Source organism: Pseudoalteromonas sp. S1727 (genome assembly GCF_005886375.1).
GTDB lineage: Bacteria > Pseudomonadota > Gammaproteobacteria > Enterobacterales > Alteromonadaceae > Pseudoalteromonas > Pseudoalteromonas haloplanktis.
Window position 1 is genome coordinate 24,900 of record NZ_PNDT01000027.1, and the last position, 15,207, is coordinate 40,106.

General features: G+C 40.9%; 16 protein-coding genes. 9 read left to right on the plus strand and 7 right to left on the minus strand.

The genetic code is table 11. The features are described from left to right. Positions 1-26 precede the first annotated feature (26 nt). From CWB85_RS08475 to CWB85_RS08490, 4 genes are read right to left on the minus strand one after another with little or no spacing between them, the layout of a single operon-like run. Complete coding sequence (locus tag CWB85_RS08475) at positions 27-587, minus strand: YqiA/YcfP family alpha/beta fold hydrolase (protein WP_016708176.1); 561 nt, start codon at positions 585-587, stop codon at positions 27-29. Further along, positions 572-1,357, minus strand: a complete 786-nt coding sequence (locus tag CWB85_RS08480) for a metallophosphoesterase (protein WP_138554630.1) — start codon at positions 1,355-1,357, stop codon at positions 572-574. The genes CWB85_RS08475 and CWB85_RS08480 overlap by 16 nt, the downstream gene beginning before the upstream one ends. Then, positions 1,344-1,802 (minus strand): DUF1249 domain-containing protein, encoded by a 459-nt coding sequence (locus CWB85_RS08485; RefSeq protein WP_016708178.1) that lies wholly within the window; start codon positions 1,800-1,802, stop codon positions 1,344-1,346. The genes CWB85_RS08480 and CWB85_RS08485 overlap by 14 nt, the downstream gene beginning before the upstream one ends. 33 nt (positions 1,803-1,835) lie before the next feature. Continuing rightward, positions 1,836-2,456 carry an NUDIX domain-containing protein gene (locus tag CWB85_RS08490; protein ID WP_138554631.1) on the minus strand — a complete coding sequence of 207 codons (621 nt, stop codon included), beginning with the start codon at positions 2,454-2,456 and terminating at the stop codon, positions 1,836-1,838. Positions 2,457-2,612: 156 nt separating this feature from the next. Between CWB85_RS08490 and tolC the strand changes: the two genes are divergently transcribed. From tolC to CWB85_RS08505, 3 genes are all read left to right on the plus strand, one after another. Then, positions 2,613-3,953 carry an outer membrane channel protein TolC gene (gene tolC, locus CWB85_RS08495; protein WP_016708180.1) on the plus strand — a complete coding sequence of 447 codons (1,341 nt, stop codon included), beginning with the start codon at positions 2,613-2,615 and terminating at the stop codon, positions 3,951-3,953. Positions 3,954-4,060: 107 nt separating this feature from the next. Further along, complete coding sequence (gene lpxL / locus CWB85_RS08500) at positions 4,061-4,987, plus strand: LpxL/LpxP family Kdo(2)-lipid IV(A) lauroyl/palmitoleoyl acyltransferase (protein WP_138554632.1); 927 nt, start codon at positions 4,061-4,063, stop codon at positions 4,985-4,987. 54 nt (positions 4,988-5,041) lie between these two features. Continuing rightward, a complete protein-coding gene (locus CWB85_RS08505; RefSeq protein ID WP_016708182.1) occupies positions 5,042-5,614 on the plus strand; it encodes a TcpQ domain-containing protein in 573 nt (190 codons plus the stop codon). On the opposite strand, the gene glnE is transcribed toward CWB85_RS08505, so the two are convergent. Then, positions 5,603-8,401, minus strand: coding sequence for a bifunctional [glutamate--ammonia ligase]-adenylyl-L-tyrosine phosphorylase/[glutamate--ammonia-ligase] adenylyltransferase (gene glnE, locus CWB85_RS08510; protein ID WP_016708183.1), 2,799 nt, complete (start codon positions 8,399-8,401; stop codon positions 5,603-5,605). The two genes, CWB85_RS08505 and glnE, sit on opposite strands and share 12 nt — an antisense overlap. Positions 8,402-8,474: 73 nt before the next feature. Here glnE and CWB85_RS08515 point away from each other — a divergent pair, with 73 nt between their 5' ends. The 6 genes from CWB85_RS08515 to ruvX all read left to right on the plus strand — a co-directional run bounded on the left by CWB85_RS08515 (position 8,475) and on the right by ruvX (position 12,768). Next, positions 8,475-9,368 carry a DUF350 domain-containing protein gene (locus CWB85_RS08515; RefSeq protein WP_016708184.1) on the plus strand — a complete coding sequence of 298 codons (894 nt, stop codon included), beginning with the start codon at positions 8,475-8,477 and terminating at the stop codon, positions 9,366-9,368. Between the two features lie 30 nt (positions 9,369-9,398). Continuing rightward, positions 9,399-9,872, plus strand: coding sequence for a hypothetical protein (locus CWB85_RS08520; RefSeq protein WP_016708185.1), 474 nt, complete (start codon positions 9,399-9,401; stop codon positions 9,870-9,872). Positions 9,873-9,957: 85 nt separating this feature from the next. Beyond that, positions 9,958-10,692, plus strand: a complete 735-nt coding sequence (gene rsmE, locus CWB85_RS08525; protein ID WP_138554633.1) for a 16S rRNA (uracil(1498)-N(3))-methyltransferase — start codon at positions 9,958-9,960, stop codon at positions 10,690-10,692. Positions 10,693-10,746: 54 nt separating this feature from the next. Beyond that, a complete protein-coding gene (gshB, locus tag CWB85_RS08530; RefSeq protein WP_016708187.1) occupies positions 10,747-11,700 on the plus strand; it encodes a glutathione synthase in 954 nt (317 codons plus the stop codon). Between the two features lie 27 nt (positions 11,701-11,727). After that, on the plus strand, positions 11,728-12,285 hold the full coding sequence (locus CWB85_RS08535) for a YqgE/AlgH family protein (RefSeq protein WP_016708188.1): 558 nt from the start codon (positions 11,728-11,730) through the stop codon (positions 12,283-12,285). A 36-nt stretch (positions 12,286-12,321) separates the two neighbouring features. Further along, positions 12,322-12,768: a Holliday junction resolvase RuvX gene (gene ruvX, locus CWB85_RS08540; protein ID WP_016708189.1), complete on the plus strand. Its 447-nt coding sequence runs from the start codon at positions 12,322-12,324 to the stop codon at positions 12,766-12,768. 263 nt (positions 12,769-13,031) lie between these two features. On the opposite strand, the gene CWB85_RS08545 is transcribed toward ruvX, so the two are convergent. Together CWB85_RS08545 and CWB85_RS08550 are read right to left on the minus strand one after the other, a co-directional pair. Then, positions 13,032-14,162 carry a PilT/PilU family type 4a pilus ATPase gene (locus CWB85_RS08545; protein ID WP_016708191.1) on the minus strand — a complete coding sequence of 377 codons (1,131 nt, stop codon included), beginning with the start codon at positions 14,160-14,162 and terminating at the stop codon, positions 13,032-13,034. Beyond that, entirely contained in the window at positions 14,162-15,205 is a 1,044-nt protein-coding gene (locus CWB85_RS08550) for a type IV pilus twitching motility protein PilT (protein WP_016708192.1), read from the minus strand. The genes CWB85_RS08545 and CWB85_RS08550 overlap by 1 nt, the downstream gene beginning before the upstream one ends. Positions 15,206-15,207: the final 2 nt, after the last annotated feature.

Genomic DNA, 15,207 nt, shown 5'->3' on the forward strand with positions numbered 1-15,207 from the left:
TTATCTTTTATGCGCTTAGCTATGTTTTACGTGATTTTAAGAAAATCTACAATACTAGCAATGGAGTCTTCAAAGCCAATAAAGCTATGATCACCCCCAAATTCTACCCGTTGCTGGCATTGTGAATAATATTTAACGGCCTGCTGATAATCCAAAACTTCGTCACCCGTTTGCTGTAATAAATACAGTAATGATGGGCGTTTCAAGTATGGTATCGACAGTGACTTTAACGCGTTAATATGACTATTATTGAGCTCGTAATGGCTATCCTGATACGGATTATAGTTCGGCCCTAACAATGAACTCAATAATAAATAAGGTTTAACAGCAGGATTGATCAGCGCTGCTGGTAATTGATATTTCTGCGATAAATAAGTGGCGTAAAAACCACCTAAAGAACTGCCAAGTAATACCGTATTTGGCGTTATTAATTGCTCAAGCTGAATTATTGCATGATACGGTTCATGACTTAGGCGCGGCACACAATAATCAACGTCATAGTGTGCCATATACTCACCAAAGCGGACAGCTTTAAATGATTTCTCACTGCTATTAAACCCATGAATATAAATTACTCGTTGAGCCATACTAGCTCCGAATCAACAATTACGTCATCGCTTGACTTAGTTATCGTTAATAACCGATAACTCGCACCTAAATTTTGTTGCTGCCAATGGTGACTATTTTTAGTAAATTGTACTGAACTTGCAGGGGTCGCCACCACTTCAATATTTCTGAACTGAAATTGATAGTCATTATGAACATGACCATGAAATACATGCCTAACCTGCCCACTGTTTTGTAACATGTTAAGTAACTGTGGCCCATTTTCAAGCATATGCTTATCTAAATAGCCGTTAATTGGCAGCGGATTATGATGGCAAAAGACCACACTCGGTGACACTGTATTTGCTAATAATTCAGTGATCTCATTTAAGTGCACTTCACTTACCCAGCCTGCGGGAGTTGGGCCTTTAGAGTTAATCAATAACACTTCGAAACCCTGAGCAATTAAACGCTTAGCGTTGCTTATTTGGCCGCTAGAAATGTGTTTCATGGCAGCTATATCGTCATGATTTCCTGGCAGCCAAAATACCTGACAGGTAAGCGCTGAGTCAGCAATCAACTGAGCAAATAACGAGTACGATTCAATACTGTGATCTTGAGTTAAATCACCACCAAAAATAACCGCATCTAATGACTGCGCTGCCATGTGTGCCAGCGCGCGAGAAAAGTGCTCTGCGGTATTAACCGAAAAATACTCACCTTGTGGATCAGCAAATAAATGGCTATCGGTAATATGCGCTAAACGTAGTTGATTGTGCTTGAAAGTGGCATGTACATCAAACCAAGCCATTATTCACATCCCAATTGAGTACAGAGCGACCACTTTCTACACATGCCACTAACCAATCATATAAAAATGCATTGAGCTGATATTTTTCATCTTTTTGATGCATTTGCGGATTAGGGTAACCATAGGATGGTTTAATTCTTTGGTGGTAGTCATGGTGAATTATTTCTGCCACCTTTGCATCATGGTACAAACGCACAGTCAAAAACAGTGGGGTGAAGCCTGCTAACATGCCCGTTAATTGCGTAATAGAAATATCCATAGTGTACTTTGCACACCCATCTACTTTAATTGCAAACTGGCTATTGCCTAATTGTACTTGTCGCGTACTGCCTTGTTTGCGCTCGTTAGGCAGCAACTTTAGCGCGCGTAAGTAATTGTGCTCACACAAGGTCAAGTATTTAGGGAGACTTTGAATATATCGTTGTTTCACTGCAAGTGCTGTCACGTTACCGCCATAAAATTAGATGTTAAGGGTAGTCTATTTATTCATTATACGTTCGCGATTAAGTGCTAACCACTGTAATGAAATAACCGTAGCGGCATTGTCTATTTCACCACTGGCTAGACGTGCCATCGCTTCACTGTAACTGATGATGTGAGTTTTTATATCTTCACCTTCTGTTTCAAGCCCATAAACACCACTTTGCAGCTGACTTAAATCAGTAAGCGCTAAATAAAGGTGTAACCTCTCAGTCGTGCCGCCTGGGCTTGAAAGATACGATAACATAAACTCTAATTCATCCAGTTCAAGTCCCGCTTCCTCAAATGCCTCACGTTTTACTACAGTCTCATAATCAGTGCTGCCATCCGTCATACCCGCGATGCACTCTAATAACCAAGGAGACTGCTTACTCTTGATCGCACCAATACGAATTTGCTCGATGAGCAATATATTATCTGAAATAGGATCATACGGTAAAACGGCTACGGCGTCACCGCGTTCGAGTATTTCTCGGCGGATCGTTGCTGATTGCCCACCAGCAAAAAGGGCATGCTGAAACTGATATAAATTTATTTTAAAAAAACCTGCATATAAATTTTCTATTGGCGCGATAGTTACATCATTGCTGCTGAACTTTGCTACGGTCTTATCGGTCATTTATCTTCCTAAATCGCTTTATTAACTCAAATAGTTTGAGGATTATTATATTCTGTTACACTTGTTTACGCTGTTTTACGCAATTTTTTTTTTGTTATTAAGTAAAACAGGTTACCATGCTTTTAGAACGAAAATTGTCTAAGGACTGAACGAATAATGAAAAAGAACATTCTTGCTGCGCTAATTGGCTTATCCTGCGCATTAACGGCTACAGCATCTAATGCTGAAGATTTATTACAAGTTTACGAAATTGCTACAGCTAACGATCCAACTGTTTTAAAAGCAAAAGCACAAGCTGACGCACAAGCGTATAACAGTGATCGTGCGATGAGTGCTTTATTACCGCAAATCAATTTCTCTATGGGTTATGATAAAACGGACAGTTCTACATACACTGGGACCGATAACGCAGGTTATATTCATACAGATACTGATACCGATTCATTTAGTCGTAGTCTTACACTCAGTCAAACTCTGTTTGATTTAGGTGCATGGAATTCATTAGGCATAGCTGACAAACAAGCATTGCAAGCAACGGCTCAGTACGACTTTGCTAAACAAGACCTCATTGTTCGTGTTGCAGAGGGTTACTTCAACGTATTAAGCGCCATTGATAATTTAGAGTTTGTACAATCAGAAAAACGCGCTATTGAACGCCAACTTGAGCAAACTAAACAGCGTTACGCTGTAGGTTTAACGGCAATTACCGATGTTCATGAAGCGCAGGCGCAGTACGATAACTCTGTTGCTCGTGAGATCGTCGCAAAAAATGGCGTTGAAACAGCCCGTGAACAGCTTCGCGAGATCACCGGTAAATATCATGCCAAACTTGATACATTAAATACTGAAACGTTTTCTACAGTCAAACCAACCAAGCAATCAACTGATTACATTAAGTTGGCAGAAGAAAACAACTTAAATCTACAAGTGTCAAAAGTAACCGTTGATATTGCTAAAGATCAAATTGATTTAGCGCAAGCCGGCCACTATCCAAGGTTAACATTAGACGCCAGCTACGGTGACACACTTACTGATAGTAACAACAATAATATGAAGCCTCGTGGTGACAGCGCCAATGTAGGCATTAACTTTAGTGTGCCAATTTATTCTGGTGGTGCAACCACAGCTGCGACCGATCAAGCACGTGCTTTTTATGTAGCAGCAAGTGAAGACCTAGAAGCAAGCTTACGTGCAGTTACACGCAATACGATCACTTCGTATAATCAAGTGGTATCTGATATCGCCACCTTTAAAGCCCTTGAGCAAGCCGTTGTTTCCGCGGAAAGTGCATTAAAAGCCACTGAAGCAGGTTTTGAAGTGGGTACTCGTACTATTGTTGATGTATTGATCAGCACACAAAACCTTTTTAATGCAAAACGTAACCTTGCTGATGTGCGTTACCGTTATGTAGTCTCAACACTGCGCTTAAAACAAGCTGCGGGGACTTTAACAAGCGATGACTTACTGGCGATTAATCAAGGCTTAAAAGAAATCTAAACGACTCTTTTAGTTAACCCTTTATAAAAGCCAGCAAATTGCTGGCTTTTTTGTATTTTTTTATTCATCCAGTTAAACTAAGTACTTTTCGAATATGAGATATTTCCGTGGTCAACTCATCTGCATTTAAATGGTCTTTCCTAGGCCCGCGTTATTGGCTTACTTGGCTATGTGTTTTTATTTTATATACGGTCTCTTGGTTACCGTCTAAATTGCAATTATGGTTAGGCAAACAACTTGGTCGCTTGGTACACCGCACGATGAAAAAGCGCCGCCACATTGCTGAAGTTAATATAAAATTATGCTTTCCTGATATGCCTATTGAAGAGCAACGTGCACTGGTTAAACAAAATATGGAAAACACTGGCATTGCAACACTTGAAACAGGTATGGCATGGTGGTGGCCAAATTGGCGGATCAAACGTGTTTATGGTTCTGTGAAAGGACTTGAGCACTTTGAACGCATACAACAAGCTGGTAAAGGCGTACTATTGCTCGTTCCCCATATTTTACACCTTGAAATAGCCAGCCGTGTAATGGGACTTAATCACCAAGGCATCGGCTTCTATCGTCCGCATAATAATCCGCTAATGGAATTTTTTATGACCCGTGGCCGCTTACGCTCAAATGAGTATTTAATTGGCAAACGCGATGTCAAAGGGCTATTAAAAGCACTGAAAAACAAAAAAGTCTGTTACTACCTGCCCGATCAAGACTATGGCCGTAAACGTTGCGAGTTTGCACCTTTTTTTGCAGTTCAAGATGCAGCAACCACCACTGGAACTTTACTGTTTTCAGCCAGTAAAAACTGTGAAACAGTCAGCTTAACTAGCCGTCGTGATGAGCAAGGAAAATACCATTTAGAAGTATTGCCAGCGCTGGAGAATTTCCCCAGTGGTGATGATAAAGCAGATGTAACTCGGGTTAACCAACGCATAGAGCAAGCTGTAAACGTTGCCCCTGAGCAATATATGTGGCTGCATAGACGTTTTAAAACGCGTCCAGATATCGATGCGCCTTCTTATTACAAGTGACAATATCACTGGAATATGCTTTTATTAACAAATACAAACACAAGAGTATGAGTTATGTGGTTTTGGGTTAAGCATTTATCATTAGCAGCCATTTTAATTGCCGCAGCACTTTATTTTTTATTAGGCCATGGTCCAGTCATGGATATGAAAGAGACTAAAAATGCCGCGGCACAAGGTTTATCGCGCTTTTATTCTGCTTTACGTAACCAAGTTAATAAAAACAATGAACGTGATAAGTATGTACTTAAACTCCCGGCTCCAGATATAAATATTGATGCTGCGTTAACCGAGCGTGCGAAAGTCGTTGAGCCTTCTTCACCAAACTGGACGGGGGAGTATATTCCCAGACGTTTCGAAAACGGCTCCACATTAAAAAAAGTGTTAACTGAATACGCACGTGATGAAGACATCGTCTTATATTGGTATTTAAATAAAGATTATGTAGTCAAAGATCATTTTAGAGTGGATAGTAATTTTAACTCAACTCTCTATCAAGTAGGGCGCGCTATCAACGATGACTTTGAGAACGAAGTCTATACGTTTTTTTGCTTTAAACAACGGGCAGCGGTGATCACTGAGCTGCCCTCTGAATATTTGCGCGAGAATTGCAAACGCCTAAGAAGTTAATTCAAATACCTGCTGCCATGCATTACTAACAAACGCAATATGTGTGGCAAACTCTTCTTTAGTTACACAACGCCCCTGCTGATCTAAGCTCAATACATGATAGCGAGAACGGTAATCAATATAAGCTGCAATCAAGCCTTGCTTAGTCTCTTTACTAATACAACCAAGGCGAGCCGCATCAGTTAAGATCCTGACATTATCTGAATAGGTTGTTAGCTCATCAAAACGGTGAGCATTATTGAGCACTAAGTATTGTGTTAAAAACTCAATATCAGCAATGCCACCGGCATCTTGCTTTAAATCAAATTCAATATCATTACCTTTGGCTAGATGCGTTCGCATTTTTTCACGCATGGTGATCACATCTTCTTTGAGCTTTTCTGGATCTCGTTGCTGGCACAAAATACCTAAGCGAATTTTCGCAAACCGCTGTTGTAATTCAGCTTGGCCAAAAATCATGCGTGAACGCACCAAAGCCTGATGCTCCCATGTCCACGCTTGAGTTTGCTGGTAATGATTAAAACTTTCTAAATTGATAGCCATTAGCCCTGAAGCGCCTTCTGGGCGTAATCGCGTATCCAGCTCATATAAAATACCCGATGCTGTACGGGTATTAAATAGATGCATTAATCGTTGCGCCAGTTTTAAGTAGAACTGACGAGAATCAATCGCTTTGCTACCATTTGTTTGCTCTGAGCCATCACTATTATGTACAAAAACTAAGTCAAGATCGGAATCATAACCAACTTCAAAACCACCGGTTTTACCGTATGCAATAACAGCAAAGCCTTTATGTTCATCATCAGTATTAGGGGGAGTACCAAAGCGCTGTGCCATTTGTTGCCACGCCAGATTAACAGCTTGCTCTACAATTGCTTCAGCTAATGCAGTTAAGTGATCGCTGACCTTCATTACATCTAGTACACCCGTTGCATCAGCGGCAGCAATACGCAATTGATGGGTTTGTTTAAATTGACGCAGCGCCTCCATTTGCTGCTCTAGATCTTCACCATCAATACGTAAAAAATAGTGACGTATTTCATCTTTGTAGGCACTCAATGGGGTTGGCTTATACAGCACCGCAGGGTCTATTAGCTCATCAAGTAAAATGGGATATCGAGAAATATGTTCACCAATCCATTTACTGTGACAGCATAATGAAACTAATTGCTTTAACGCACCTGGATTTTCATAGAGTAATTCTAAATACGCTGTACGTGAAATAACCTTACTTAACACTTGGCAGATCATACTAAATACATCACCGGTTACCTGACTATCAGCAAGTTGCTTCAACAATAACGGCATGAGTTTATCGAGAATGTCACGACCGCGGTGACCAATTTTGGTTTTTGTTAACCGCGCTCTAAAATCTTCTAGCGGTATTTGCCACGCATCATTGGGTTGTTCTAACACGCTAATATCGGTATGCTCCCATGCACTAATAAAGGCACTTTCACATGGATCGACAGGTTCACTTTCATAGCCAATAACTTGCTCAAACTCACTATGTATACCCGCCATAATGTCATTTATTTGCGCTAAAGATGCGTTGAAGTCCCCTTGCCCTAACAAGTAATTTAACCGCTGTTGATTGAGTTCATCATCAGGTAATGTTTGCGTTTGTTGATCGGCAAATATTTGTAAATACTGTTCTACGCGTCTTAAGAATAAATAATTATACCGTAATAACTGCGCTTCACTTTCAGCAATAATTTGAATATTCTCAAGTTCCGCTAATGCTTTTTGCAAGGATTGCGTTTGCAAATTTGCTTCTCGACCGCCCCTTACCATTTGCAAAGCTTGCACCACAAACTCCACTTCTCGAATACCACCTGCACCTAGCTTTATATTGTTAGTCAAACGCTTACGGCGTACTTCTTGGGCTATCATTTGTTTCATTTTACGTAGTGATTCGATCACTGAAAAATCAATATAACGACGATATACAAATGGTTTTAATAACTGGTAAAACTCATCGCTATAACGGGTTGGCGCGCCAATCAAACGCCCTTTAAGCATGGCATAACGTTCCCACTCACGACCTTGATCTTGATAATAGTCTTCTATTGCAGTGAAACTCATCACTAAAGGACCACTTTCGCCAAACGGGCGCAGTCGCATATCAACTCTAAACACTTGGCCATCAACTGTGCTTTGGTTCAGTGCTGCAATCAGCTTTTGCGCAACTTTAGTGTAGAATACTTGCGCCTCTAACGAGCGACGCCCGCCTTGAGTTTTGACGCTGCGAGGATAAGAAAAGATTAAATCGATGTCAGAGGAGTAATTTAATTCTTGGCCACCTAATTTGCCCATGCCCAGAACCATCATTGCTAATGGTTGATGTTGATCATCTAATGGTTCGCCGTTTACGATAGCAACTTGAGCAAATGCCCAACGATTAGCACTATCAATTAACTGATCAGCAAGTGCTGAAATATAGCCAATGCTGTCTGCAATGTCGTTGTTATAACATAAATCTAAACACGCGACTTTTAACCAATAACGTTCACGATAACGACGTAAAATTTTATGACACTGCGCTTCATCCACTTCTGCCAAATTTAACTCTTGAAATGGATCTGGGCAATCACGCAAGTTCATTTGCGTATCAGACAATAGTATTTCAATTAACTGTGGTTGAGATTGCAAACAACGCCATGCAAAGTCACTCAAGCCTATCAATTTAATAATTAATTCACTTGGGGAGCGTTCAGGGTAAAGCTGTACAAAGCGCTCGCGACCGAGGTTGTCGAGTGCTGCTGGAAGTTGCTCGCTTAGTGTCATCAAATACTCTCTTTTATATCTGTCGTAACCGTACTAGAATGATTAACATAATAATAACCACCCTAGGTTCTTAATGTCATATTTATCTTTATCTAACACTAGTTTACTTGCGATTGCTATCTGTTTTACGGTTATTTGTGTAGCAGTTATTTGTTTACGTGTAATTAGTCAGCTCAAGGCTAAGCAGGCTTTAAAAGAAGAACTAGCTCAGCATGATAACTTTGCAATGGGGATCAGCTTTGCCTCAGAAATCAGTGTAGTGATCGCTACGATGGCTTTCTTATTTGATGAAATCAATATTAGCGCAGCCCAATCAAACCCGATTAAAGTAGTTGTATTAATAGTGCTTTTATTCACTTTTATCAAAGTAGGTCACCTCATACACCGTAAGTGGATTTTACACCGCTTTAACGAAGAAGCCGCCATCTTAAAACAAAATGTCTGTGCCGCTTTAGTTGATTCAGGCATGTTGATAGCCAACTTTATCATTACCTTAGGACTTTATAACTGGTCTCACACGCAAGGATTTAGCAATTTGCTCATCGCATTTGTTAGCTTCTTTTTACTCCAAGGTTTTTTTGCTTTAGACAGCAAACTGCGTGAATACCGTTTTGCCCGCGCTAATCAAGGCGCGTCATTACAAAATAATTTTAATTTAGAAAATACCTCAATCGGCATCCGCTATGCGGGTAAATCGATCGGACTTGCATTAGCTATCTATGCAGGCCTAGCCAGCGCGACCTTCCATAGTGGTAAAATGGTTGAGAATTTATTCACATTAGCTTTACATTGCGGCACTATGTGGTTATTACTGTATTTATTAACGACTATTATCAAGTTCATTTCTTTGCCAAACATTGATACTGCGCTTGAAATTGATCATCAAGATAATATTGGCGTAGCCTGCATTGAATTTGCTGTTTTCAGTGCAATAGGCTATTTACTAATAAGCATGTTTTCAGTTTAAGCTTGGAAATATTCAAACACGTGGGGCCTTATGCCGTTTGAAGTAAGTAACTATCTACTGATCGACAACGACAGTGAATTCAGTCGGCAATTTACTGAGCACTATTTTGCTCAGCCACACGGAACTCGCCCCAGCACTTTAGTGGTAGCAGGTACACACACCCGCCAATTAGTAAAGTTAATGTTTGATGAGCTAATCAAAGATTACTGCTATTGTGACTTTAGCAATGAAATTAGCGTGTCAGAATTAGCCAGTTACTTACACGAGCATCATGATATTGCCGGGGTGCTATTCAATGAAACGGATTATTTACTCGCTGATGATAAACAACGGTTTATATTTAACTCATTACACTCTGTTCGCTTTTTAATAAAAGAAACCATTGATGGCTATCAATTTGAACCGGTCACCGATGTCGCGCAGAACAATCATTTATCATGTCAAACTGAAATAGCCGAAACCCCGCAAGATTTAGATGCATTATGCGAAAAGCTCAATAACTAATTATGCAGCTCTCACAATTAGTATTTGCACCAAAGAGATGACTTACTTACCATAACAACATTAGCTATTTTTGTTGAAGGTCAACATGCGAGTTCCTCATATTTATCAAGCAAGTTCCATTGAAATTGCCACCCCACTGCAATTAGAAGATGATGCCGCAGGCCACATTGGTCGCGTGTTACGTATGAAAGTTGGTGAGCATATTTCATTGTTTAATGGCCAAGGTGGCGAATACCGGTGTGAACTCATTGACGTTAGTAAGAAATCAGTCGTGGCAATGCCACTTTCATTTGCTGACAAAGACGTTGAATCACCACTTAGCATTCACTTAGGGCAAGGTATTTCCCGTGGCGATAAAATGGACTTTACGATTCAAAAATCGGTGGAGTTAGGGATCACTGAGATCACGCCGATTTTTAGCCAACGTTGCGGGGTTAAATTAAGCCCTGAAAGACTTGCAAAGAAACACCTACAATGGCAAAAAATAGCCATTGCAGCTGCCGAGCAATCAGGACGTAATACTATAACCACCATTCACCCACCGATTGATCTTAGCCAATGGCTTGCACAAAACAGTGACGAAATTAAAATGACCCTGCACCCTCGCGCGGAGCACAGCATCAAAACAATCCAAGTTCCCAGTGCTGGCGTACGCTTCTTAGTGGGTCCTGAGGGCGGTTTTACCGATGAAGAAATTGCGCAAACCAAACAACACGCATTTGTTGATATTCGTATTGGTCCACGTGTATTGCGAACTGAAACTGCCGCTTTAACGGTCTTAAGTGCATTACAGCTACAATTTGGCGATTTAGCTAATTGAAAATAGCTAAATCACCCTCATATCAATAGTAATATATTCAGTAAGGCAACGAACATGGCAATTAAGTTAGGTATAATTTCGGATCCGATCAGTGGATTTAACATCAAAAAAGACACTGGTTTTGCAATGATGATGCAAGCCCAAAACCGCGGCTATGAAATTTACTATATGGAAATGAATGATCTTTCATTACGTAAAGGCAAAGCCTATGCCACAGCAGCAAAAGCAACCGTATTTGACGATGTTAACCACTGGTATGAACTTGAAGAAAAGACCACCATCGCACTTGCTGATTTAGATGTTATTTTAATGCGAAAAGATCCGCCTTTTGATACTGAATACATTTACGCCACGTACATTTTAGAACGCGCAGAACTTGAAGGCACATTGATTATTAATAAGCCACAGAGTCTACGTGATGCGAACGAAAAATTATTTACAGCATGGTTTAGTGAGCATACTCCTGACACCTTAGTAACCCGTTGTAAACACCAAATTCGCGCATTCTTGGCCGAACATAAAGACATTATCCTAAAGCCTTTAGATGGCATGGGGGGCGCGTCGATTTTTCGTGTCACTGAACATGATGCCAACATCGGCGTTATCTGTGAAACACTCACCGAACACGGTAGTCGTTTTGCCATGGCACAAAATTATATCCCTGAAATCAAGCAAGGCGATAAACGTGTATTGGTAGTGGATGGTGAAGTGATCCCTTATTGCCTAGCTCGGATCCCGCAAAATGGTGAAACACGTGGTAATTTAGCCGCAGGTGGCCGCGGTGAAGCACGCCCGATCAGTGACTCTGACCGGAAAATTGCCGAAGCCGTAGCGCCAACATTAAAAGCGAAGGGACTTATATTTGTAGGCCTAGATATCATTGGTGATAAATTAACAGAAATTAACGTGACGGCACCAACCTGCGTAAAAGAAATTGAAGCCGCTTATGATATTTCAATTACTGGGCGCTTATTTGATGCCATAGAAAGAAAACTGAGCCATACTTAAATTTACTAACAATAAAGGGGTATCGTTATGCAATCATTAGAAAATCATTTTTTAATCGCAATGCCATCAATGCAAGACCCTTTTTTTAAACGTGCTGTCGCGTATATTTGTGAGCACAATGAAGACGGGGCTATGGGGCTGGTGATCAATCAGCCCATCAATATTACTGTCGGTGATTTACTCGACAAAATAGAGATCGATAACGACAAGTCAGCCCATGCCGCAAGTGTTGCTGTATTTGCAGGAGGGCCGGTAAAAACGGATCGTGGTTTTGTACTGCATTCGCCAAAATCCGGTTATAGCGCAAGCCAAGAACTCAGCAGTGATATTATGATCACCACATCCAAAGACGTATTGGCCAGTTTAACCACAGCGCAAGCGCCGGAACAGTTTATTATTACACTCGGTTACTCTGGTTGGGAACAAGGGCAACTTGAGCAAGAACTGCTAGAAAATTCATGGCTTATTATTAAAGCTGATCCTGATATTATTTTTAACACTCCAATTGAACAGCGCTGGGAAAAAGCAGTCGCGACTCTTGGCATTGATATTAGCCAATTAAGTTCTGAAGTTGGCCACGCGTGAGCGTGGTCAAGCAGCAATATAACGCACAGAGATAACATGACAAAGAAACAACTAAAGCCCAAGGGTCAACGTACCGTAATGGGCTTTGATTTTGGCACCACCAGCATTGGCGTTGCAATTGGCCAAGAGTTAACAGGCACAGCCTCAAGTCTCACTGCAATTAAAGCAAAAGATGGCATACCTAATTGGGATTTTATTAAAAAGCATGTCGATGAATGGCAGCCTGATTTACTGGTTGTCGGTTTACCGCTCAATATGGATGGTAGTAATCAAGAAGTTACTTTCAAAGCTAAAAAGTTTGCCAACCGCTTACATAACCACTATGGACTTCCTGTAGAGACTCAGGACGAACGTTTAACCACTGCGGACGCCAAAGCACGTTTATTTGAGCAAGGCGGTTACCGTAGCTTAGGTAAAGGCAATGTTGATAATATGTCGGCGGTTATTATTCTGGAAAGTTTCTTTGAACAAGCTTACCAGTAACTATCAAAACCACCTAAATGCAAAGCTTGCTGCGCGATGATCATATCAACAACATCGCGGCGAATAAACTGACCACTAAAATCAGTGATACCTTGTGGCTGTCTTCCTGCTAAAAAATGCCTCTAATCATAATACACATCATCACGAATATTGATTTCAGTTGCTTGGTGTAATTGCGGCTGCTCAGCAGCCAAAGCAAAAAATGGTGTACTCACAATATGAGTGGTAGTCGTCACAAGTAACCATTTGATGCTTTTTTCATACTACTGACCTTTGGGCTCTAGCCCATCGATGGTAACTCCTTGTAAAAAGCCAGCTCCTTGCTGTTCATTGTTTCTAAGCTTAATCATCAAACGTAAATCGTTTGGTGAGTCAGCGTGGTGCAATGCATCAGCATAGTTAATTCGCTGCTGCTTATAAAGTTCAAACAATGCCTGATCAAAAGTTTGCATACCCATGTCTTTTGCTTTCGCCATGGCTTCTTTTATACCGCCAATGTCACCTTTTTTGATAAGCTCGCCAACAATTGGCGTATTCAGCAAAATTTCGATCGCAGCCACACGGCCATTGCCATCAGCGGTAGGCACTAACTGTTGCGCAATAATAGCGCGTAAATTTAAAGATAGGTCATATTTTAACTTGTCGTGCTTTTCTTTTGGCACTAAATGCATGATCCGATCAATCGCTTGGTTAGCATTATTAGCATGCAGAGTTGCCACACATAAATGCCCTGTTTCAGCAAAACTCAGTGCATATTCCATGGTCTCTTGTGAGCGTATTTCACCAATTAAAATAACATCTGGAGCTTGGCGCAATGAACTTTTAAGAGCCGATTCAAAGCTTTCCGTATCAAGGCCAACTTCACGTTGGGTAATAATACTTTTTCGATGTTCATGTACAAATTCAATGGGATCTTCAATAGTTAAAATATGTCCACGTTGATTACGGTTACGATAACCTAATAGTGCAGCAAGAGAGGTCGATTTACCCGTCCCAGTACCACCAACGAATAACACTAGGCCCCGCTTCGCCATGATCACATCTGTCAGCGTTGAAGGTAGACCAAGCTCTGTGACGTCTGGAATTTTTGTAACAATGCGGCGAATAACCATACCGGCACGATCACGTTGCCAAAATGCCGAGATCCTAAAACGCCCTTCATCAGTAGCAATTGCAAAATTACATTCTTTAGTACTATGAAATTCTGCTTTTTGTTTTTCATTCATCGCTGATTCGACTAACGCGAGCGACTCCTCATCTGATATTTTTTCGTCACCTAATGCAATCAACTCACCATTAATCTTAGCGCTGACCGGCAATTGACTTGAAACAAATAAATCAGACCCTTGCTTTTCAAGCATCAATCGTAAAAAGTAATCTAGAGAATGTGTCATTACTGTCCACCAAAGTTATTTTTATCTTGTGCTTTAGCGCGCGCCTCAGCATTGGTAACTACACCGTGGTTTACTAAATTGGTTAAACATTGATCCATCGTTTGCATACCGTGTGATGCACCTGTTTGAATAGATGAATACATTTGCGCAATTTTATCTTCGCGGATCAAGTTACGGATCGCAGGCACTGCAATCATAATTTCATGGGCTGCGACTCGTCCCCCGCCCACTTTTTTCAATAAAGTTTGTGAAATAACCGCACGCAATGATTCTGAAAGCATTGAGCGGATCATGCTTTTTTCTTCGCCAGGGAATACATCAATAATACGGTCAATGGTTTTTGGTGCTGAGGTAGTATGCAAAGTACCAAATACTAGATGACCAGTTTCAGCCGCGGTCATAGCAAGGCGAATGGTTTCTAAATCACGTAGCTCACCCACTAATATAACATCAGGGTCTTCACGCAAAGCGCTACGCAGTGCTGCAGAGAAACTATGAGTATCACGGTGAACTTCACGCTGGTTGATCAGTGATAATTTATTGTCATGAACAAACTCGATAGGATCTTCAATAGTTAAAATATGATGATGTTTATGTTGGTTAATATAATCGACCATTGCAGCTAAGGTGGTTGATTTACCAGAACCGGTTGGCCCAGTAACGAGTACCAAGCCGCGTGGCGTATCTGAGATTGTTTTGAAGATATCGGGGGCGCCTAAATCATCGAGTGTTAAAACTTCGCTAGGGATAGTACGAAATACCGCTGCAGGGCCACGGTTTGAGTTAAAGGCATTAACACGAAAACGTGCTAAATTTGGCACTTCAAACGAAAAGTCCACTTCTAAGTTTTGTTCGTAGTCCTTGCGTTGATTATCGTTCATAATGTCGTAAACTAGGCTGTTCACATCTTTGTTTTCCAGCGCTGGTATATTAATACGTCGCACATCGCCATCAACACGGATCATTGGCGCAACCCCTGATGATAAGTGTAAATCGGATGCTTTGTGCTGCACACTAAAGGCCAATAATTCGGTAATATCCATTT

What these genes read in the sequence shown, in the direction of transcription:
- CWB85_RS08475 (WP_016708176.1), bottom strand. Translation starts at nt 587, where the DNA reads ATGGCTCAACGAGTAATTTATATTCATGGGTTTAATAGCAGTGAGAAA.
- CWB85_RS08480 (WP_138554630.1), bottom strand. Translation starts at nt 1,357, where the DNA reads ATGGCTTGGTTTGATGTACATGCCACTTTCAAGCACAATCAACTACGT.
- CWB85_RS08490 (WP_138554631.1), bottom strand. Translation starts at nt 2,456, where the DNA reads ATGACCGATAAGACCGTAGCAAAGTTCAGCAGCAATGATGTAACTATC.
- tolC (WP_016708180.1), top strand. Translation starts at nt 2,613, where the DNA reads ATGAAAAAGAACATTCTTGCTGCGCTAATTGGCTTATCCTGCGCATTA.
- CWB85_RS08505 (WP_016708182.1), top strand. Translation starts at nt 5,042, where the DNA reads ATGTGGTTTTGGGTTAAGCATTTATCATTAGCAGCCATTTTAATTGCC.
- glnE (WP_016708183.1), bottom strand. Translation starts at nt 8,401, where the DNA reads ATGACACTAAGCGAGCAACTTCCAGCAGCACTCGACAACCTCGGTCGC.
- CWB85_RS08515 (WP_016708184.1), top strand. Translation starts at nt 8,475, where the DNA reads ATGTCATATTTATCTTTATCTAACACTAGTTTACTTGCGATTGCTATC.
- CWB85_RS08520 (WP_016708185.1), top strand. Translation starts at nt 9,399, where the DNA reads ATGCCGTTTGAAGTAAGTAACTATCTACTGATCGACAACGACAGTGAA.
- rsmE (WP_138554633.1), top strand. Translation starts at nt 9,958, where the DNA reads ATGCGAGTTCCTCATATTTATCAAGCAAGTTCCATTGAAATTGCCACC.
- gshB (WP_016708187.1), top strand. Translation starts at nt 10,747, where the DNA reads ATGGCAATTAAGTTAGGTATAATTTCGGATCCGATCAGTGGATTTAAC.
- CWB85_RS08535 (WP_016708188.1), top strand. Translation starts at nt 11,728, where the DNA reads ATGCAATCATTAGAAAATCATTTTTTAATCGCAATGCCATCAATGCAA.
- ruvX (WP_016708189.1), top strand. Translation starts at nt 12,322, where the DNA reads ATGACAAAGAAACAACTAAAGCCCAAGGGTCAACGTACCGTAATGGGC.
- CWB85_RS08545 (WP_016708191.1), bottom strand. Translation starts at nt 14,162, where the DNA reads ATGACACATTCTCTAGATTACTTTTTACGATTGATGCTTGAAAAGCAA.
- CWB85_RS08550 (WP_016708192.1), bottom strand. Translation starts at nt 15,205, where the DNA reads ATGGATATTACCGAATTATTGGCCTTTAGTGTGCAGCACAAAGCATCC.